15 protein-coding genes are annotated in these 15,681 nt (G+C 42.6%); 9 read left to right on the forward strand and 6 right to left on the reverse strand.

Annotated features, from left to right (window positions below; translation table 11 throughout):
* Positions 1-2: 2 nt before the first annotated feature.
* The 3 genes from CSUNSWCD_RS05650 to CSUNSWCD_RS11430 are packed head-to-tail and all read left to right on the forward strand — an operon-like array spanning position 3 to position 2,642.
* Positions 3-632: a carbonic anhydrase gene (locus CSUNSWCD_RS05650; protein ID WP_009494879.1), complete on the forward strand. Its 630-nt coding sequence runs from the start codon at positions 3-5 to the stop codon at positions 630-632.
* Entirely contained in the window at positions 629-2,476 is a 1,848-nt protein-coding gene (locus CSUNSWCD_RS05655; RefSeq protein ID WP_009494880.1) for a mechanosensitive ion channel domain-containing protein, read from the forward strand. The genes CSUNSWCD_RS05650 and CSUNSWCD_RS05655 overlap by 4 nt, the downstream gene beginning before the upstream one ends.
* Before the next feature lie 16 nt (positions 2,477-2,492).
* Positions 2,493-2,642 (forward strand): hypothetical protein, encoded by a 150-nt coding sequence (locus CSUNSWCD_RS11430; protein ID WP_009494881.1) that lies wholly within the window; start codon positions 2,493-2,495, stop codon positions 2,640-2,642.
* Positions 2,643-2,853: 211 nt separating this feature from the next.
* On the opposite strand, the gene CSUNSWCD_RS05665 is transcribed toward CSUNSWCD_RS11430, so the two are convergent.
* The 5 genes from CSUNSWCD_RS05665 to CSUNSWCD_RS05685 all read right to left on the reverse strand — a co-directional run bounded on the left by CSUNSWCD_RS05665 (position 2,854) and on the right by CSUNSWCD_RS05685 (position 8,506).
* Positions 2,854-3,981: a hypothetical protein gene (locus tag CSUNSWCD_RS05665; protein WP_009494883.1), complete on the reverse strand. Its 1,128-nt coding sequence runs from the start codon at positions 3,979-3,981 to the stop codon at positions 2,854-2,856.
* Between the two features lie 176 nt (positions 3,982-4,157).
* Positions 4,158-5,363, reverse strand: coding sequence for a diguanylate cyclase domain-containing protein (locus CSUNSWCD_RS05670; protein ID WP_009494884.1), 1,206 nt, complete (start codon positions 5,361-5,363; stop codon positions 4,158-4,160).
* 302 nt (positions 5,364-5,665) lie between these two features.
* On the reverse strand, positions 5,666-6,949 hold the full coding sequence (locus tag CSUNSWCD_RS05675) for a TRAP transporter large permease (RefSeq protein WP_009494885.1): 1,284 nt from the start codon (positions 6,947-6,949) through the stop codon (positions 5,666-5,668).
* Positions 6,950-6,958: 9 nt separating this feature from the next.
* Positions 6,959-7,501: a TRAP transporter small permease gene (locus tag CSUNSWCD_RS05680; protein WP_009494886.1), complete on the reverse strand. Its 543-nt coding sequence runs from the start codon at positions 7,499-7,501 to the stop codon at positions 6,959-6,961.
* 6 nt (positions 7,502-7,507) lie between these two features.
* On the reverse strand, positions 7,508-8,506 hold the full coding sequence (locus tag CSUNSWCD_RS05685) for a DctP family TRAP transporter solute-binding subunit (RefSeq protein ID WP_009494887.1): 999 nt from the start codon (positions 8,504-8,506) through the stop codon (positions 7,508-7,510).
* Between the two features lie 356 nt (positions 8,507-8,862).
* On the opposite strand from CSUNSWCD_RS05685, the gene sodB reads away from it, so the two are divergent.
* The 6 genes from sodB to CSUNSWCD_RS11540 all read left to right on the forward strand — a co-directional run bounded on the left by sodB (position 8,863) and on the right by CSUNSWCD_RS11540 (position 15,362).
* Positions 8,863-9,513 carry a superoxide dismutase [Fe] gene (gene sodB / locus CSUNSWCD_RS05690; RefSeq protein WP_009494889.1) on the forward strand — a complete coding sequence of 217 codons (651 nt, stop codon included), beginning with the start codon at positions 8,863-8,865 and terminating at the stop codon, positions 9,511-9,513.
* Positions 9,514-9,702: 189 nt separating this feature from the next.
* Positions 9,703-10,068, forward strand: a complete 366-nt coding sequence (locus CSUNSWCD_RS05695) for a hypothetical protein (RefSeq protein ID WP_002950507.1) — start codon at positions 9,703-9,705, stop codon at positions 10,066-10,068.
* Positions 10,069-10,401: 333 nt separating this feature from the next.
* A complete protein-coding gene (locus CSUNSWCD_RS05705) occupies positions 10,402-12,507 on the forward strand; it encodes a ribonucleoside triphosphate reductase (protein ID WP_009494891.1) in 2,106 nt (701 codons plus the stop codon).
* A 149-nt stretch (positions 12,508-12,656) separates the two neighbouring features.
* Positions 12,657-13,322 carry a hypothetical protein gene (locus CSUNSWCD_RS11020; protein ID WP_009494892.1) on the forward strand — a complete coding sequence of 222 codons (666 nt, stop codon included), beginning with the start codon at positions 12,657-12,659 and terminating at the stop codon, positions 13,320-13,322.
* Positions 13,319-14,770, forward strand: a complete 1,452-nt coding sequence (locus CSUNSWCD_RS11535; RefSeq protein ID WP_009494893.1) for an AAA family ATPase — start codon at positions 13,319-13,321, stop codon at positions 14,768-14,770. Before CSUNSWCD_RS11020 ends, CSUNSWCD_RS11535 begins: the two co-directional genes overlap by 4 nt.
* Positions 14,763-15,362, forward strand: coding sequence for an ATP-dependent DNA helicase (locus CSUNSWCD_RS11540; protein ID WP_051990301.1), 600 nt, complete (start codon positions 14,763-14,765; stop codon positions 15,360-15,362). The genes CSUNSWCD_RS11535 and CSUNSWCD_RS11540 overlap by 8 nt, the downstream gene beginning before the upstream one ends.
* Before the next feature lie 26 nt (positions 15,363-15,388).
* Here CSUNSWCD_RS11540 and CSUNSWCD_RS10885 read toward each other — a convergent pair whose 3' ends face one another.
* Positions 15,389-15,661: a hypothetical protein gene (locus CSUNSWCD_RS10885; RefSeq protein WP_009494895.1), complete on the reverse strand. Its 273-nt coding sequence runs from the start codon at positions 15,659-15,661 to the stop codon at positions 15,389-15,391.
* Positions 15,662-15,681: the final 20 nt, after the last annotated feature.

A 15,681-nucleotide genomic window follows, 5' to 3' on the forward strand; every position in this document is an offset into this window, starting at 1 on the left:
AGATGCAAGGTATCTTAGACGGCGCCGTCAAATTTATGGAAGAAGATTTTTTAGAGCATAAGGAGCTTTTTGAAAGCCTGGGCGAGAAACAGACGCCGCACACTCTTTTTGTGGGATGTATCGACTCGCGCGTGGTGCCTAGCCTCATAACAAACACGGTTCCGGGCGACCTAGTAGTCGTGCGAAATATCGCAAACATCGTGCCTCCGTACCGCAAAAGCGAGGAGTTTTTGGCTACGACGTCGGCGATCGAGTACGCCTTGCAAACGCTAAACGTGCAAAACGTCATCATCTGCGGGCACAGTAACTGCGGCGGCTGCGCGGCTTTGTGGATGGACGAGGCTAAATTTAGCAAAACACCAAACGTAAAGCGCTGGCTAGATCTATTAGAGCCCGTAAAAAAGCGCGTGCAAAAGCTTTTCGGCGACAATATCGCAAAAAGAGAGTGGATAACCGAACGACTTAGCCTTGTAAATTCGTTTGAAAATCTACTGAGCTACCCCGACGTCAAGGCTAAATTTAAAGACGGAGAGCTAAAAATTTACGCCTGGCACTACATAATAGAAACCGGCGAAATTTACAACTATAACTTCGTAACGAAGAGCTTTAAACTGCTAGGAGTCGAGAAATGAAAAAAATTTTAGTCGCCGTTTTTGCGCTGTGCTTTGGCTTAAATTTACTCGCAAATACCAAAATCGACGACCTAAACGCGACAGACATCCTAAGCGTCGTAAATCAAATCAACGAAGCAAACGCGCAGATCGCAGTTATCAAGGCGCAGTCGGCCGAAAATAACGAAACTGCCGATAAAAACGTGCTTTTTAAAACCGTCTCGGAGAAAAAAGAAAAGCTAATCGAGCAGATCCCTTACCTCATCATGCAAATCGAAATCGACGAGGAGCAGGTGCAGAAATTTAAGCACGAAATGCAAAATTTGGAATCAAAAATCAAACGGCTAAAAAACTCGGACAATCAAAATTTATACGTCAAAAATATGCTCGAGCTCGAGCGAATGCGGCTTGACGGGCTGTTTTACTCCTCGCTTTTAAATTTGGAAAATATCTTTAAAGAAGGCGGCAAAGCCGTGGACGTAAGGCTCGCCGTCGAGGAGACGCTACTTAGCTTTCAGACGGAGTTTTACGCGCAGTTTAAGGAGTTTAAGGATAGTCTAAACGAAGAAGCGCTCGCTGCGCACAAAAGCGAACTAGAGGCGCTAGAAGCGCACAAAAAGACGCTTGAAGAGATACTCCACTACCTGCGCGATAACGCCGAGCTACTCACGTCAAACTACATCATCTCGGAGCTAAATTTAAAAACGGCGATCGATTTTATCAACGAAAAGGCATCGTTTACGAGCAAATTTAACGTCGGCAAGGCGGCAATCATATTCGTCGTATTTTTATTTTTCGTCTCGTTTACGACGCTACTTAGCAGGCTCACGCTGTGGGCTTTGATGAAATTTTTCGTCAAGCACGACTCGGATAGACAGACAAAAGGGCGCATCGTAGAAATCATCAAACGCCCGATGCTACTCACCCTTATCGCATACGCGATAGATATATGCGTCTCGATCGCATATTATCCCGCTCCGATGCCGATAAAATTCGCAAATTTCCTAGCGATTACTTTTGTTATCGCCGTCACTTGGCTCATACTTAGCGTACTAAACGGCTACGGCATGGTGCTCATCAACGAACTCACCAAAAAAAGCGGGCGCAAAGAGGTGATAAATTTGATCCTAAAGATCATCTATTTCATCATCTTCGTTATCGCGCTGCTTATCGTGCTTAGCAAGCTCGGCTTTAACGTTAGCGCCATCATCGCATCTCTTGGTATCGGCGGCCTTGCGGTGGCTCTTGCGACTAAGGATATTTTGGCGAATTTCTTTGCTTCCGTTATGCTGCTCTTTGACAACTCATTCTCGCAGGGCGACTGGATCGTGTGCGGCGACATCGAGGGAACGGTCGTGGAGATCGGACTTAGGAAAACGACCGTGCGAACCTTTGACAACGCCCTTATATTTGTGCCAAACTCCAAGCTAGCTAGCGATCCGATCCGAAACTGGAGCAGGCGAAAGATGGGACGACGCATCAGGATGCTAATCGGATTAGAATACAGCGCCACGACCGAGCAGATCAAAAAATGCGTCGATGAGATCAAACAGATGCTGATTGATCACCCAGATATCGCAAAGGGCGACGATATGGGCTCGAAAAAGGCTAGCCGCTACGACCGCGGTATCGTCTCGATCGACGATCTGGCCGGTTATAAGTCAAATTTGTTCGTTGTAGTGGACGAGTTTGCCGATAGCTCGATAAATATCCTCGTGTACTGCTTTTCAAAGACGATAGTTTGGGGCGAGTTTTTGGCCGTCAAAGAGGACGTGATGCTAAAAATAATGAATATCGTAGAGGCCAACGGGCTTGGATTTGCCTTCCCTAGCCAGAGCCTATACGTCGAAGAAGTGAAAAAATAATTTTAAAGGAGAGAAAATGAGCGAAGAATTTGACTACGAAGAGGAAGATTTGGAGGAGGAATACTCCGAATTTGACGACGAGAGATCTGAAAGATACAGCTACAACTACGACGAGAACGACTACGAATACGGCGACGAAGACGAAGAGGATAGCTACGAGATGTGATTTGCGCTCAAATTTGTCCTAGTCTGGCAAAATTTGCCGGCGGGCCGAATTTGGAGCGTTTAAATTTGAGTTTTAGTCAAATTTGAACTAAATCTTGAGGTAAGACGAGACGGCTGTTTTTGCGTAGGCTCAGTTAAATTTAAACAGGCTTTGCGCCGATATACAAATTCATCCTGCTTTTGATGATTTTTGGCGGTTGTTGCCTTCAAATTTAGACATTTATATCTAGCTTTCGGATTTTATTTAGAGCTTCTAAAAGCTTGGTTACGTCCGTTCCTTTTTCTTGTTCGGCCTTGATAAATTTCTCGAAAAACTCACGCTTTATATCCTTATAAATATAGGTTTGGCTTTTACTAGTAGCGTGGATAGGTTTAAATTTCTTTTCTTTTGCGGCGTCTGCTTGCGCTTTTTCTACGATTTTCTCGTCAAAGTTGCTCTTTTTTAGCGCGATTTTTTGCAGCACGTCTGCGATACTCTCGCCGTTTTTAAACACGTCTTTTAGAAATTTAAAAAACTCTTTTTTGCTCGCTTCGTCTGCGTAGCTCACGCGATCTTCTATATCTTGTCCCAGAAGCGTAATGCGCTCTTTTGCGGGCGTTTGGTCGAAATTTAGCGTGCCGTTTTCGAGCGAAATCTTGACGTTTGCGTATTCGCCTAGGATTTTATTTGCCGCGTACTCGAGCCATTTATCTTTAAACTCCTCCTCGCTCATATCTGAATCCAGCAGCTTTGAGGCCTTAGCGTCCATTATCAGGCCGCTGCCGCTACGCATGCCAAGCCCCAGGCCAAATCCGCCCAGATCCACGTTAAATTTACTCAAAAACTTATCCACGCTAAAGACGTCCTGTCTAAATATATCGGACGGATCGCCCGCGTGCGCGATCAGAGCTCGCGTGCTATCTACGAAGCTTTTTAGCTCGGCGGCTTTTTCTTTGTCGGTACTCGGATCAAGCCCGTTCATCTTACCCCAGATGCTGATTTTATCGTCTCTCGTGTAGCCGCTTAGAGAAAATATCCTCCTTGCAAATACCGGTTCGTCAGGCTTTAGTCCGAGCTCCTTACGCCATCCGTCCTCCAGCTCGTCAAACCTCATTTTCGCACCCAACCACATGCTTAAATTTTTACCCGTTAGCTTTTCTGGATCAATCTTGTCCGCCCAAATTTTTAGTTGGTCGTAGTCTAATTCGCTTGGATTTACCGTATCGTAATTAATCTGTGCCGTCAAATTTGACATCAAATTCGCCGCTTCTTTTTCCTCGCGCGCTTTTAAATTGTGCCCGCGAGCGCCGTTAAAATCGAAATTTGCATTTGCGTTAAATCCGTTTACGCCGCCTATCATCTAAAATCCTTTTAAAATTTGACTTTCTAACGATATCGGCAAAATTCGAATAAAATTTAGAGTAAAAGATAAGAAGCGGTATCAAATTTACGGTCGGTCGCCGAGAGGGTAGAGGCGCTAACGAGCCGCCGTAAATTTGCGCCCGCAGCTACCAATCGGCAAACGCTTGCGTAAATTTATTTTTGCTCAAAATCCTTCCATGGATTTATGTAGTATGTGCCGCGTCCTGCGCGTTTTGCTTTATAAAGGGCGTCATCGGCGCGTTGAAGCAGTAGATCAAACGATCCGTGTCCGATTTGACCCTCTGCGATGCCGGCGCTTACGGATAGCCTGTTAAATAGTGGATTTTCTTGACAAATTTTAAAAAATCGGTCGATCAAAATTTGCACGCGAGATGCGATGCTTTGCATATTTGCGCCGTCTGTAAATATCGATATAAACTCGTCGCCGCCGATACGTACGTTCATTGCATCGTTAAAAATCTCTTTTATTAGATCTGATATTGCGACTAGGGCCTTGTCGCCGGCTTGGTGTCCGTGTTCGTCGTTTACCTGTTTAAAGCGGTCTAGATCCATATAAAGTATGCTCATGCGCGTGGTTTTTAGCTTACTTAAAAAGGCATCCAGCTGGTTGCGGTTGGCTAGTCCCGTAAGTTGGTCGTAATGGGCTAGATGTTCGATGTTTTGCAGATACTCGTACTCTTTCGTCACGTCGCGAGCGATGCCGATGGTGCCGATAATCGTCATTCCGTCAAATATCGGCGTTTTATATGTTTTTAGTTTATTTAGCTTTCCGTCAGCTTTTACTATATCTTCGCTAAGGAGGCTAGTCTTGTTTGCGGCGGCATGATCGGAGCGTCCATAGGCTGTTTTAGATGTATTTTGAGCGCAGTATGCGTTATGGCCGTTAAGGAATTCTTTTACATCTATATATAATCCATCGGCATCCTTAAACCAGATTGTATCTGGAGATGAGTTTATGATGGTTTCTAGCCAGGCTTTTTGCAACCATGCTTCTTTTCGTTCGGCGATTAAATTTAGCGCTTTTTCAAAGTAAAAATCGTCTAAATTTGCAGCTTGCGGCCAAATTTCATCTGCGGCCTCTTTTTGCTCGCTCGTTATCTTTGCGGTATCCTTTGCGTAAATCGCCAAAAAGCCGTTTTCGCCGATACGTTTTTTTAGCTCGGTTAAATTTATCTCGCAATCCTGGCTTGCGATGATTAGATACTGGTGCTCGTCTGGGATGGGCACAGGGATGTCGCAGGCGCTTTTTATGAGTTCAAATTTATGCTCAAAGCGCGGTTTGGACGGTATTTTGTTGTATTGTTCAAATTTATTTTTTACATCTTGGGTTAAACAAATATGCAGTTTGACGCGGTACATGATCCCCCTTTATTTTTTGGTTATGGTACAGCAGGATAGCTTTAACGAGGCTTTCGGGTGGATTTAAGGTATGGAATCAAAATAAATTTATAAATATCGACGGTTAAATTTGGGGGCAAATTTTATGAAAAGAAAGTGGCGGACTTTGCTAAATTTATAAAATTTGACAAAGCCGGCCGTAACCATAAAAACATCAAGAAATTAAGCCTGAACGAATCCAGGCAACTAAAGGAGTGCATAATTTACGGACCGACCGCCGAGCCCTATAGACCCGTGCGGCGCCGTAAATTTGCAAATTTAAATCAGCCTCCGTACATCAGCCTCGGTAACCAAAGCGAGATCTCCGGGATATACGTCACTAAAATAAGTCCGACAAATAGCGTCAAAGTCCATGGCAAGCACGCTACGATGACGTCTTTTAGATTCATGCCCGTTAGGCCGCTCGCGACGAATAAATTTAAGCCCACGGGCGGCGTGATCATGCCGATTTCCATATTTACGATGAGTAGGATACCAAAGTGCACCGGATCCACGCCTAGCGCAGTCGCGATCGGTAGCAGTAGCGGCACCATGATCATAACGACCGATGATGGCTCCATAAACTGTCCCATGATGAAAAGTAGGATGTTTACGATGATTAAAAAGCCTATCTTGCCGATATTTGCGGCTAGGATGCTATCTGCTATCGTCTGCGGGATGTTTTCGCTAGTTAGCAGATACGCAAACACGACCGCGTTTGCGATGATGAAAAATATCATCGCCGTCGTGATGGCAGACTCTAGGCAGATGTCCCATAGGTCTTTAAATTTGATATCCTTATAGACAAATAGCGAAATAATCAGCGCATATATCGCGCTCGCCGCCGCAGCCTCTGTTGGTGTAAAAATGCCGCCGTAGATACCGCCGATAACGACTACTACGATTAGTAGCGCCCAAAACGCCTTGCCGAATTTTTTTACTCGCTCGCTCCAAGGCTCGGGCGTAGTAGCTTTAAATCCGAGTTTTTTCGCTCCGATATAAGTCTGAAGTATCATCATGCCGCCTAGCATCAGCCCAGGCACTACGCCCGCCATAAATAGCTGCGCGATACTGACCTCAGCTGTCACGCCGTAAACGATCATAACGACCGAAGGCGGGATGAGGATGCCTAGAGAGCCCGCGGTTGTGATGCCGCCCACGGCGTATTCTTTTGGATAGCCTGCTTCTTTAATCGCGACAAACATGATAGATCCTATCGCTACGACCGTAGCAGGCGAGCTACCAGAAACCGCAGCAAATATAACGCACGCAAATATCGCGCTCATCGGTAGGCCGCCTGGCAGGTGTCCGACCATGGATTTAGCAAAATCTATAATGCGTCTAGCAGAACCGCCCTTGCTCAGTAAATTTCCAGCTAGGATAAACATCGGAATCGCCATGAGGGCAAATTTGTTGATACCGTCAAAGATGAGCTGAGGTATCGTCGCAACGTCAAGATCGGTAAAAAGAAGCATCGTGATAACCGTGCTAGCTCCAAGCGAAACGGCGACGGGAACGCCTATTAGCATGAGGCCAAACAGCGAGATAAACAAAAATGCGATGGTCATAGGCTCTCCTTAGCTTTTCTTGACCGAGTCGCGTATCATCTCGGCTTCGTTGTTTACGATGACTTTATCCGAAGGCGTCATAGCGATCTGGAAAATTTTCTCTCCGGCACGGTAGCTAGCACCCAAAAACGCTATCGGAAGTACCAGCATCGGCACCCACTGCGGCACGCCTAGATCCACACTCATAAAATCAAGCTCGATCATCACCTGTAGATACTGCACGCTATAAACTACGACAAATATCAAAAATACCGTCGTTAGAATGTTTGCGAAGATGAGGTAGGCCTTGGCGATAGGAGCGGGAAATCTCTCGATCAAAATCGTAACCGAGATATGTATGCCCTTTCTAAAGCCGTAAGCGGCGGCAAAAAACGCTGACCAGATAAAAAGGTAGTTGGTTAGCTCGCCGGCCCACGACCAGCCCGTGTTAAAGCAATACCTCATCACGACGTTAACAAAGGCTAGCAGCGTGCCTGCAGCGATGCCTAGCACCGCCACGGTTTTGTTTACCGAGGCAATGCCGACATCTAAAATCTCAAAAAACTTGCCCATAAAAGCCTACTTCGTATTTATCGTTTTTTCTACTAGGTCTTGACCGATTACGTTGTAAAAGTTCGGATAAATCGGCTTCATAGCTTCCGCCCATTTGCCCTTTTGATCGGCGTTTAGCTCGATGATCTCAAGCTTTTTGGTCTCACTTGCGAATTTTTTAAGCTCGCTTAAAATATGCTCTTCTTCCTTGGCCGTCTCTTCGCGCTCAAACGCCGTAGCTTCTTTTAGAGCTTGCGTTACGTGAGCCTTCATATCATCAGGCAAACCTTTCCAAAATTTCTCGCTCATAACGACTAAATATCCCAAATATCCGTGAGATGAAAGCGTTAAAGAGCTTTGCGCCTCGTAAAATTTGGAGTTGTAGAAGTTTGATAGCGGGTTTTCAGTTGCATCGACTACGCCTTGCTGAAGGGCCGGATAAACCTCTGAAAACGGCAATACTTGCGGGTTGCCGCCGACTACTTTGATCTGCTCTTCAAGCACTTTTGAGCTTTGGATACGGAATTTTTGTCCTTTAGCGTCCGCAGGCTCTACGATAGGCTTTTTGCTAGAGCTAAAATGCTTAAATCCTGCGTCCCAAAAATCAAGCGCGATAAAGCCTTTTTTAGCAATCATATCTTTTAGAGCTTGTCCGACTTCGCCGTCTTGAACAGCGTAAAGATGGGCGTTGTCTCTAAAGATAAACGGCAGGTCAAATAGCTGAAACTGCGGCACTATCGGCGTAAATTTAGAAAAACTAGGCGCAGCCATCTGTACGTTGCCCAGCTTTAGCGCTCCAAAAACTCTATCGTCGTCCATCAGCGATGCGGCAGGATATACCTCGACCTTGATCGCTCCGCCGCTAAGCTCGCCGACACGTTTTGCAAAAAAGTCGGCAGCCTTGCCTTTTGGTGTAGAGGCGGCCACGACGTGGGAGAATTTGATCGTGTATGTTTTGCCTGCGGCAAACGCGCTGCCCGCAAGCGCGCAAGAAAGAAGCAGTGCGGAAAGTAACTTAATTTTCATCTGTGATCCTTTTGTAAAGATTAGCTAAATCAGCTAGGTGCAATTATAATTCATAAAAAAGCGGCTGCGTGAAAATGTTTCGACTTTTTGCAATAAATTTCAAATATATGTGTAAATATGTAACACTATCTCAAATTTGACTGTCAAATTTGAGAGCAGGCCAAAGTAAAATATAATGTTAAAAAGACTAAATGTTACGAAAATACACATTATTTTTATCAAATTTGACCTCCTTGTGCGGCGAGACGAGTTAAATTTGATAAAACGGAAGCATCGGCGGGTTTGTTTGTGCGTTAATAAATTAATTACTATTTTATTGCTATAATACGGATAAATTTTATTACAAAGGAAAAATTATGTTTGAACTTAGAAAACTGCCTTTCGATCCGAAAGCAAACGCCGTCGTAAGCGAGGAAACCTGTAACTATCACCACGGCAAACACCACCAAACCTATATCAATAACCTAAATAATTTGATAAAAGGTACCGAGTTTGAGGGCGCTAGCCTCTTTGATATCTTGGTAAAAAGCTCCGGCGGCCTGTTTAACAACGCAGCTCAGGTCTATAACCACGACTTTTACTGGGATTGTATCGCGAAAAAAAGCCAAATGAGCGACGAGCTAAAGGCACGCCTAGAAAAAGATATTCCAAATTTTAAAGAGGAGTTTTTAAAGGCTGCGACTACGCTTTTTGGCTCAGGCTGGGCATGGCTAGTTTATAATCCAAAGGAGGACAAACTGCAGATCGTACAAACTAGCAACGCGCAAACTCCGGTAACGGACGGCTTGGTGCCACTTCTAGTCGCGGACGTTTGGGAGCACGCATACTACGTAGATCACAGAAATGCGCGCCCGGCGTATTTGGAGAAGTTGTTTGAAAACATCAATTGGGATTTCGTCTCGAGCGCTTACGAGTGGGCGTTAAAAGAGGGGCTAAATTCGGTTAAATTTTACGTTTCCGAGCTTCACGGCGGCGCTAAATCTTGCTGCGGTTGCGGCTGCCATTAATGCCAAAAATTCGCCGGTTTCGCTAGTTTTTTAAGAGCGGCGATAAATTTGCGGTGGCTTATTTTTCTAAACAAGCGTAAGTCCGCGAGTAAACTTAGCCTTGAGCAACGACTCCTTCTTGGCTAAGTTTACTTTATATAAACTATTTTGAAGTAATATTCGAGTCTCATTTCACAAAAAAGGACGAAAATGAAGAAGTTTTTAGTTTCATCTTTGGCGGCTTTTGCTGCAGTTGCTATGCTTAGCGGTTGCCACGCGCACAAAAGCGAGAGCGCAAACAAAGCACAAATCACCAAATCAGAAGCTGAAGTTATTAAATTTACAGGCGTAAACGACCCGAAATACGTCGTTAGACTAAGCTCTACCGATAAATTTAACACAGCCCTGCTAGAAGACAGCAAAGGTCACAAAATCAACCTTAAAAACGCAGTCACTGCAAGCGGCGTAAGACTAGCGAACGACGATATCGGTACAGAGATAACGTTTAAACGCGGCGAAGGTATCCTAAACCTTGCAAAAGGCGGCGAGGATATTTTCTTAAGATACGACGAATAAAAACTTTCCCGCCGAATTTTACGGCGGGACTCTCTCTCCCTCAAATTTACCAAATTTAACTCCCGCAAAATCTCGTCAAATTTGAACTTTCGCTTGTTTTTTATCTTTATTTTAAATTTGCTCAAATTTAATATCTCTTATCAAAAACGGCTTTGTGTTAAATTTTAATAGCCCTCTATAAAATCCCCAAATATACGTGCTTTCAAAGTGATTTTAAACTTAAAAATGACATTTTCAAAATGCCCGTAGAGCAAATTTCGGTCACTAAATTTTAAGCCAACTTTGCCTATACTTTCGTCAAATTTATCATCAAAATTTAACGTAAGGAATGAAATGAAATTTATCCTAAAACGCGACGGCACGAAGCAAGAATACCTCCCGTATAAAATCCAAGACGCGATCAAAAAAGCCTTTGAAAGCGAGTCTAAAGAGTACGACGACAAGGTCTTTTTAGACGTGATGGGGCGCGTGTTTGACAGCGAAGTTTTGAGCGTCGAGGACGTGCAAGACTACATCGAAAAGGCGCTTTTTAACGCGGGACACTTCGACGTGATGAAGAGCTTTATGCTCTACCGCCACACGCACAAGCTTCAGCGCGAGCAAATTTTAGGACTAAACGAAGACACCACCTACATCAACTCCACCCAAACCATCAGCGAGTACATCAACGGCACCGACTGGCGAATTCTCGCCAACTCAAACACCAGCTACTCAAACGCCGGCCTCATTAACAACACCGCGGGCAAGGTCATCGCCAACTACTGGCTAGATAAGGTGTATAGCAAAGAAGAGGGCCTAGCGCACCGAAACGGCGACTATCACATCCACGACTTAGACTGTCTTACCGGCTACTGCGCTGGCTGGAGCCTTAGGGCGCTATTAAACGAGGGCTTTAACGGAGTGCGCGGCAGGGTCGAGAGTAAGGCGCCAAAGCACTTTAGAGAGGCGCTATATCAGATGGCAAATTTCCTCGGCATTTTGCAAAGCGAGTGGGCTGGCGCGCAGGCGTTTAGTAGCTTTGACACATATCTTGCGCCTTACGTTTTCCGCGACAAGTTAAGCGATAAAGAGATCAAAAAGGCGATAACGAGCTTTATCTTTAACCTAAACGTGCCGGCTCGCTGGGGTCAGAGTCCGTTTACCAACGTAACGATCGACATCACCTGCCCGAGTGATCTACGCGATCAGATCCCGACGCGCGAGGATAGGCATATATTTAGCGACCTTGAGGACGATGAGCTAGCTAAAGAGGCGCAAAAACGCGGCTTTAACAAGCTAACCGATATGACCTACCGCGCCTTTGAGCCCGAGATGAACCGCATAGATAAGGCCTTTTACGAGATCATGACCGAGGGCGACAAGTGCTCACAGCCGTTTACTTTCCCGATCCCTACCGTAAATATCACCGAGGACTTCGACTGGGACAGCGAGGTGGCGAAGGTACTTTTTGAAAACACCGCAAAAATGGGTTCGAGCTATTTTCAAAATTTCGTCGGCTCTCAGTACACAGTTGATGAAAACGGCAACCGCATCGCAAACGACAAGGCCTATAAGCCGGGACACGTACGCTCGATGTGCTGCCGCTTGCAGCTAGATTTACGCGAGCTGCTAAAGCGCGGTGGAGGGCTGTTTGGTAGTGCAGAGATGACGGGCAGTATCGGCGTCGTGACGTTAAATTTAGCTCGACTAGGCTATCTATATAAAGGCGATAAAAAGGGGCTCTACACACGCCTTGAATATCTGCTAAATTTAGCTAAATCTACGCTTGAAAAAAAGCGCAAATTTATCCAGGAAATGTACGAACGCGGCCTGTATCCGTATACCGCGCGCTATCTAAAGCACTTTAATAATCACTTTAGCACCATCGGCATCAACGGCATGAACGAGCTTTTAAGAAACTTCACGAACAACAAAGAAAACATCGCGACTGATTTTGGGCGAGAGTTTGCGATCGAGATGATCGAGTTTTTACGCGGTAAAATTCGCGAGTTTCAAGAGAGCACCGGCAACCTTTATAATCTCGAAGCCACGCCTGCCGAGGGCACGACGTATCGCTTCGCCAAAGAGGATAAAAAGCGCTATCCCGACATCATCCAGGCCGGTTTTGGCGAAAATATCTACTACACCAACTCCACGCAGCTACCGGCAAATTTCACCGACGATGCGTTCGAGGCGCTTGATTTGCAAGACGAACTGCAAAGCTCCTACACGGGCGGCACGGTGCTGCACCTATACATGAAGGAGCGGATCAGCTCGGCCGAAGCATGCAAAGACCTCGTGCGCGGCGTGATAAATAACTACAAGCTGCCATACATCACGATAACGCCGGTCTTTAGCGTCTGCGCCAAGCACGGCTACATCAGCGGCGAGCACGAATACTGCCCTAAATGCGACGAGGAGCTTTTGGCTAAATTTAAGGCTGAAAATAGCGTAAAGTAGGCTAAATTTGAGCGGCGAAGCTGGGTTTTGCCCAATGGTGTTTATTGTGTTTGGCTTTTGGTATATTTTAGCCCCATACAAGAATCCGACTTATTGTTTTGCAAAGAACAATCTTTTATAGAATAATAGTATTTTTGTTAAGGATAGAAATGGATTTTAATGGTCAAATCTTAAGAACTTGTGAAATTATAGATAAAAATCTTGCGAATAATAACTTGTGTGATGAACGAGGATTCGTTAGTCAAGTTATCTTATCTCAGCTTAGAAATTTAGTAGAGTATATTTTTCAAAAAATTCACTCCGGCGAAGAAAAAATAGATACTAATGAGTATCAGCAGACAATTAATGAAAATGCTATTAAATACATCAAATCAAAGGGCGGAAATTTTACTTTTTTAATTCGTTTCCATAATTTTTTAGATAAATCTGTCTCGCATTACACACTTAGTGAAAATTCATCTGAACGTTTAATGCTTAAGTATTTTATGTATTTGGTCGAGTGTAAAAATTTTTTAGGAGAGCGATACAATATTGAAGTACTTAGAAATCTTGACAAATTCCCGCTTAATTTAGATAAGAAATTTATGGAATATTATGAAAAGATTGCAGATAAACTAGAAAATCAGGGTATTTTAAATAATTATCATAAAGAAAACGGCGTTTACTACATAACAAAAATAAAGCCATTTATTGTAAAAGGACAAATTTATTATGAAGTAACTTTTGTTAATGCAGTAGATAATTTTAGTAAATTTGATAAATTAATTGCATTTTGTAAATTTAGAGTTTTTGATAATTATGCCGTTAATCTATGATTCATAATGAAAATATAGAAATTTTAGATAAATTAATGCAAGTAAAAATAATTGATTCTTGGGAGGTCGCCATTAGGCCGGCTGAATTGGAAAATTTTGGTAAGATATTTGGGCTTAGTCAAAAAATATATAAAACAAATGAATATAAAGAAATAATGCGATTTTTGACACATAAGAAAATTAGCCTAGTCGATTTGATTGATAGTTATGATTACCAAGATATAAAAAGAAACATTATTTCTAAAGGACAAGTTTCGCATATTTTTGATATTTTAGATAAGGCAAAGGCAGTTACCAAAGATGGTAGAAATACAATTAGGTATTTACTGCATAACTTACGTAATCAAGTAATAAAAAAGCAACTTCCAAATAATGAAGATAGATGCCTATCAGATTTAAAGCTAAATTCAAAATGCTTTCCCTTTGAGGAAATGCCGTTTGCTACATCTTTGATAAATCACAACCCTAGCTTTTATGATTTGTTAGAATGCATATATACAAGCGGAAGAGAGCATGAATTATTTGCTAGAGCGGTCAAAAGCAGGATTGAAGATGGCGGAAGCCTATTTATTGATAAAAAGGAATTTAATTTCAACAATATAGATGGTCTAAGATCTCATTTTAACTCAAAATTATGGACAGGAAACGAAAAGAATCTAAAAGGACATACTGGTAGGAGAATTGAGGAATTTCAAAGTCACTTTTATATCAAAGAATATGTCGAAAAATCTATCGAAATTATTGATGGGCTTGACAAATTGACGCAGGGTGGTATTCAAAACTACTCAAATTCTGCAAAAGAGTGGATAAAGAAAAATTCGACGCTAATTGATGATAAAGAAAAAGAAAATATTGTTATTAATCTATTTGAGAAATCAAAAGTCGCCTTGATTTATGGCGCAGCTGGCACAGGCAAAACAACTTTAATTGATTATGTCTCGCGCTTTTTTAAAGATCATAGTAAAATATTTTTAGCCAATACAAATACTGCTGTAGATAATTTAAAAAGACGTATTACTGCGAGCCTAAATAGTGAATTTAAAACAGTCGCTAAATTAATAGCGGGTACAGACACAAAATGCGATGTTCTAATTATCGATGAATGTAGTACAATAAGTAATGATGATATGCAAAAAGTACTCAATAAAGTAAAATTTAAGCTCATTCTTTTAGTAGGAGACATATATCAGATAGAAGCGATATCATTTGGCAATTGGTTTAAAATCGCTCAGAGTTTTCTTGATAAAGCAACTTTTACATTAGAAAAAACATATAGAACAAAAGACAAAAAACTTTTAAAACTTTGGGATGAAGTAAGAAGTTTTGGTGATTGTATTAGTGAAATTTTACAAAGAGAAAGCTATTCGCAAAAATTAGAAGATTTAAGTTTTGAAGCTAGTGATGATGAGATTGTTTTATGTCTTAATTACGATGGATTATATGGTTAATAACCTAAATACTATTTTGCAAGAAAACAATAAAGCAAAAGCTGTAGAATGGGGTCTTCATAGATATAAGATCGGCGATCCCATTTTGTTTAATGAGGTAGAAAGATTTAAACCGCTTATTTACAATAATATGAAAGGAAAAATTATTAATATCGAGCCTGAAGAAAAACAAATTTGGTTTAGCATCGAACTTGAAAAATCAATAACTGGACTAGATGCACAAAAGTATGATTTTGAGTTATTGGAGAACAGCGATAAATCGGTGATAAAATTTTATGTTAATCAATACGGAACGGCTGATGAGGAGGGGAATCCTGAAAATAATGATGAAGAAACTATCGTACCGTTCCATGTGGCATACGCTATTTCAATTCATAAAGCACAAGGTTTGGAGTACAAAACTGTAAAAGTAGTAATAAGTAGCGAAGTTGATGAAATGATAACGCATAATATTTTTTATACAGCAATAACTAGAGCGAAGGAAAATCTACAAATATATTGGTCGCCTGAAGTCGAAAAGAAAATTTTAGAAAGCTTTAAAAAAAGAAACAGCAATAAAGATATTGATTTTTTACAGAAATTAAAGAAATAAAAGCCGCCCAAAAGACGGCTTAAATTTTATCTCTCAAAAACGAAAACTTTATTTGCTCCGTTTTCTCTCGTCGCGACGTAAAATTTTCCATCCTTGATAGCTAGCGTATGCGCGTCGTTTGTGCCTTTAAAGCCATAAACTTCCACGATCTCTCTGCTGCGCGGATCGAGCTTTAGGATGCTTGAGTATTGCTTCGAGAGTAGATAAACAAACCCGCCTTGCGCATCCATGCCCGTGACGTAGTAGTCGCTTACGTCTCTGCCATCTTTTACACCTAGAGACTCGTCGAAGCTCGGCACGAACTCGGTCGAAAGCAGAT

This window comes from Campylobacter showae CSUNSWCD, from assembly GCF_000313615.1.
Lineage (GTDB): Bacteria > Campylobacterota > Campylobacteria > Campylobacterales > Campylobacteraceae > Campylobacter_A > Campylobacter_A showae_A.

Coding starts and splice junctions, on each gene's coding strand:
- CSUNSWCD_RS11430 (WP_009494881.1), top strand. CDS start 2,493: ATGAGCGAAGAATTTGACTACGAAGAGGAAGATTTGGAGGAGGAATAC.
- CSUNSWCD_RS05650 (WP_009494879.1), top strand. CDS start 3: ATGCAAGGTATCTTAGACGGCGCCGTCAAATTTATGGAAGAAGATTTT.
- CSUNSWCD_RS05670 (WP_009494884.1), bottom strand. CDS start 5,363: ATGTACCGCGTCAAACTGCATATTTGTTTAACCCAAGATGTAAAAAAT.
- CSUNSWCD_RS05705 (WP_009494891.1), top strand. CDS start 10,402: ATGAAATTTATCCTAAAACGCGACGGCACGAAGCAAGAATACCTCCCG.
- CSUNSWCD_RS11020 (WP_009494892.1), top strand. CDS start 12,657: ATGGATTTTAATGGTCAAATCTTAAGAACTTGTGAAATTATAGATAAA.
- sodB (WP_009494889.1), top strand. CDS start 8,863: ATGTTTGAACTTAGAAAACTGCCTTTCGATCCGAAAGCAAACGCCGTC.
- CSUNSWCD_RS05680 (WP_009494886.1), bottom strand. CDS start 7,501: ATGGGCAAGTTTTTTGAGATTTTAGATGTCGGCATTGCCTCGGTAAAC.
- CSUNSWCD_RS05655 (WP_009494880.1), top strand. CDS start 629: ATGAAAAAAATTTTAGTCGCCGTTTTTGCGCTGTGCTTTGGCTTAAAT.
- CSUNSWCD_RS11540 (WP_051990301.1), top strand. CDS start 14,763: ATGGTTAATAACCTAAATACTATTTTGCAAGAAAACAATAAAGCAAAA.
- CSUNSWCD_RS05695 (WP_002950507.1), top strand. CDS start 9,703: ATGAAGAAGTTTTTAGTTTCATCTTTGGCGGCTTTTGCTGCAGTTGCT.
- CSUNSWCD_RS05675 (WP_009494885.1), bottom strand. CDS start 6,949: ATGACCATCGCATTTTTGTTTATCTCGCTGTTTGGCCTCATGCTAATA.
- CSUNSWCD_RS11535 (WP_009494893.1), top strand. CDS start 13,319: ATGATTCATAATGAAAATATAGAAATTTTAGATAAATTAATGCAAGTA.
- CSUNSWCD_RS05665 (WP_009494883.1), bottom strand. CDS start 3,981: ATGATAGGCGGCGTAAACGGATTTAACGCAAATGCAAATTTCGATTTT.
- CSUNSWCD_RS05685 (WP_009494887.1), bottom strand. CDS start 8,506: ATGAAAATTAAGTTACTTTCCGCACTGCTTCTTTCTTGCGCGCTTGCG.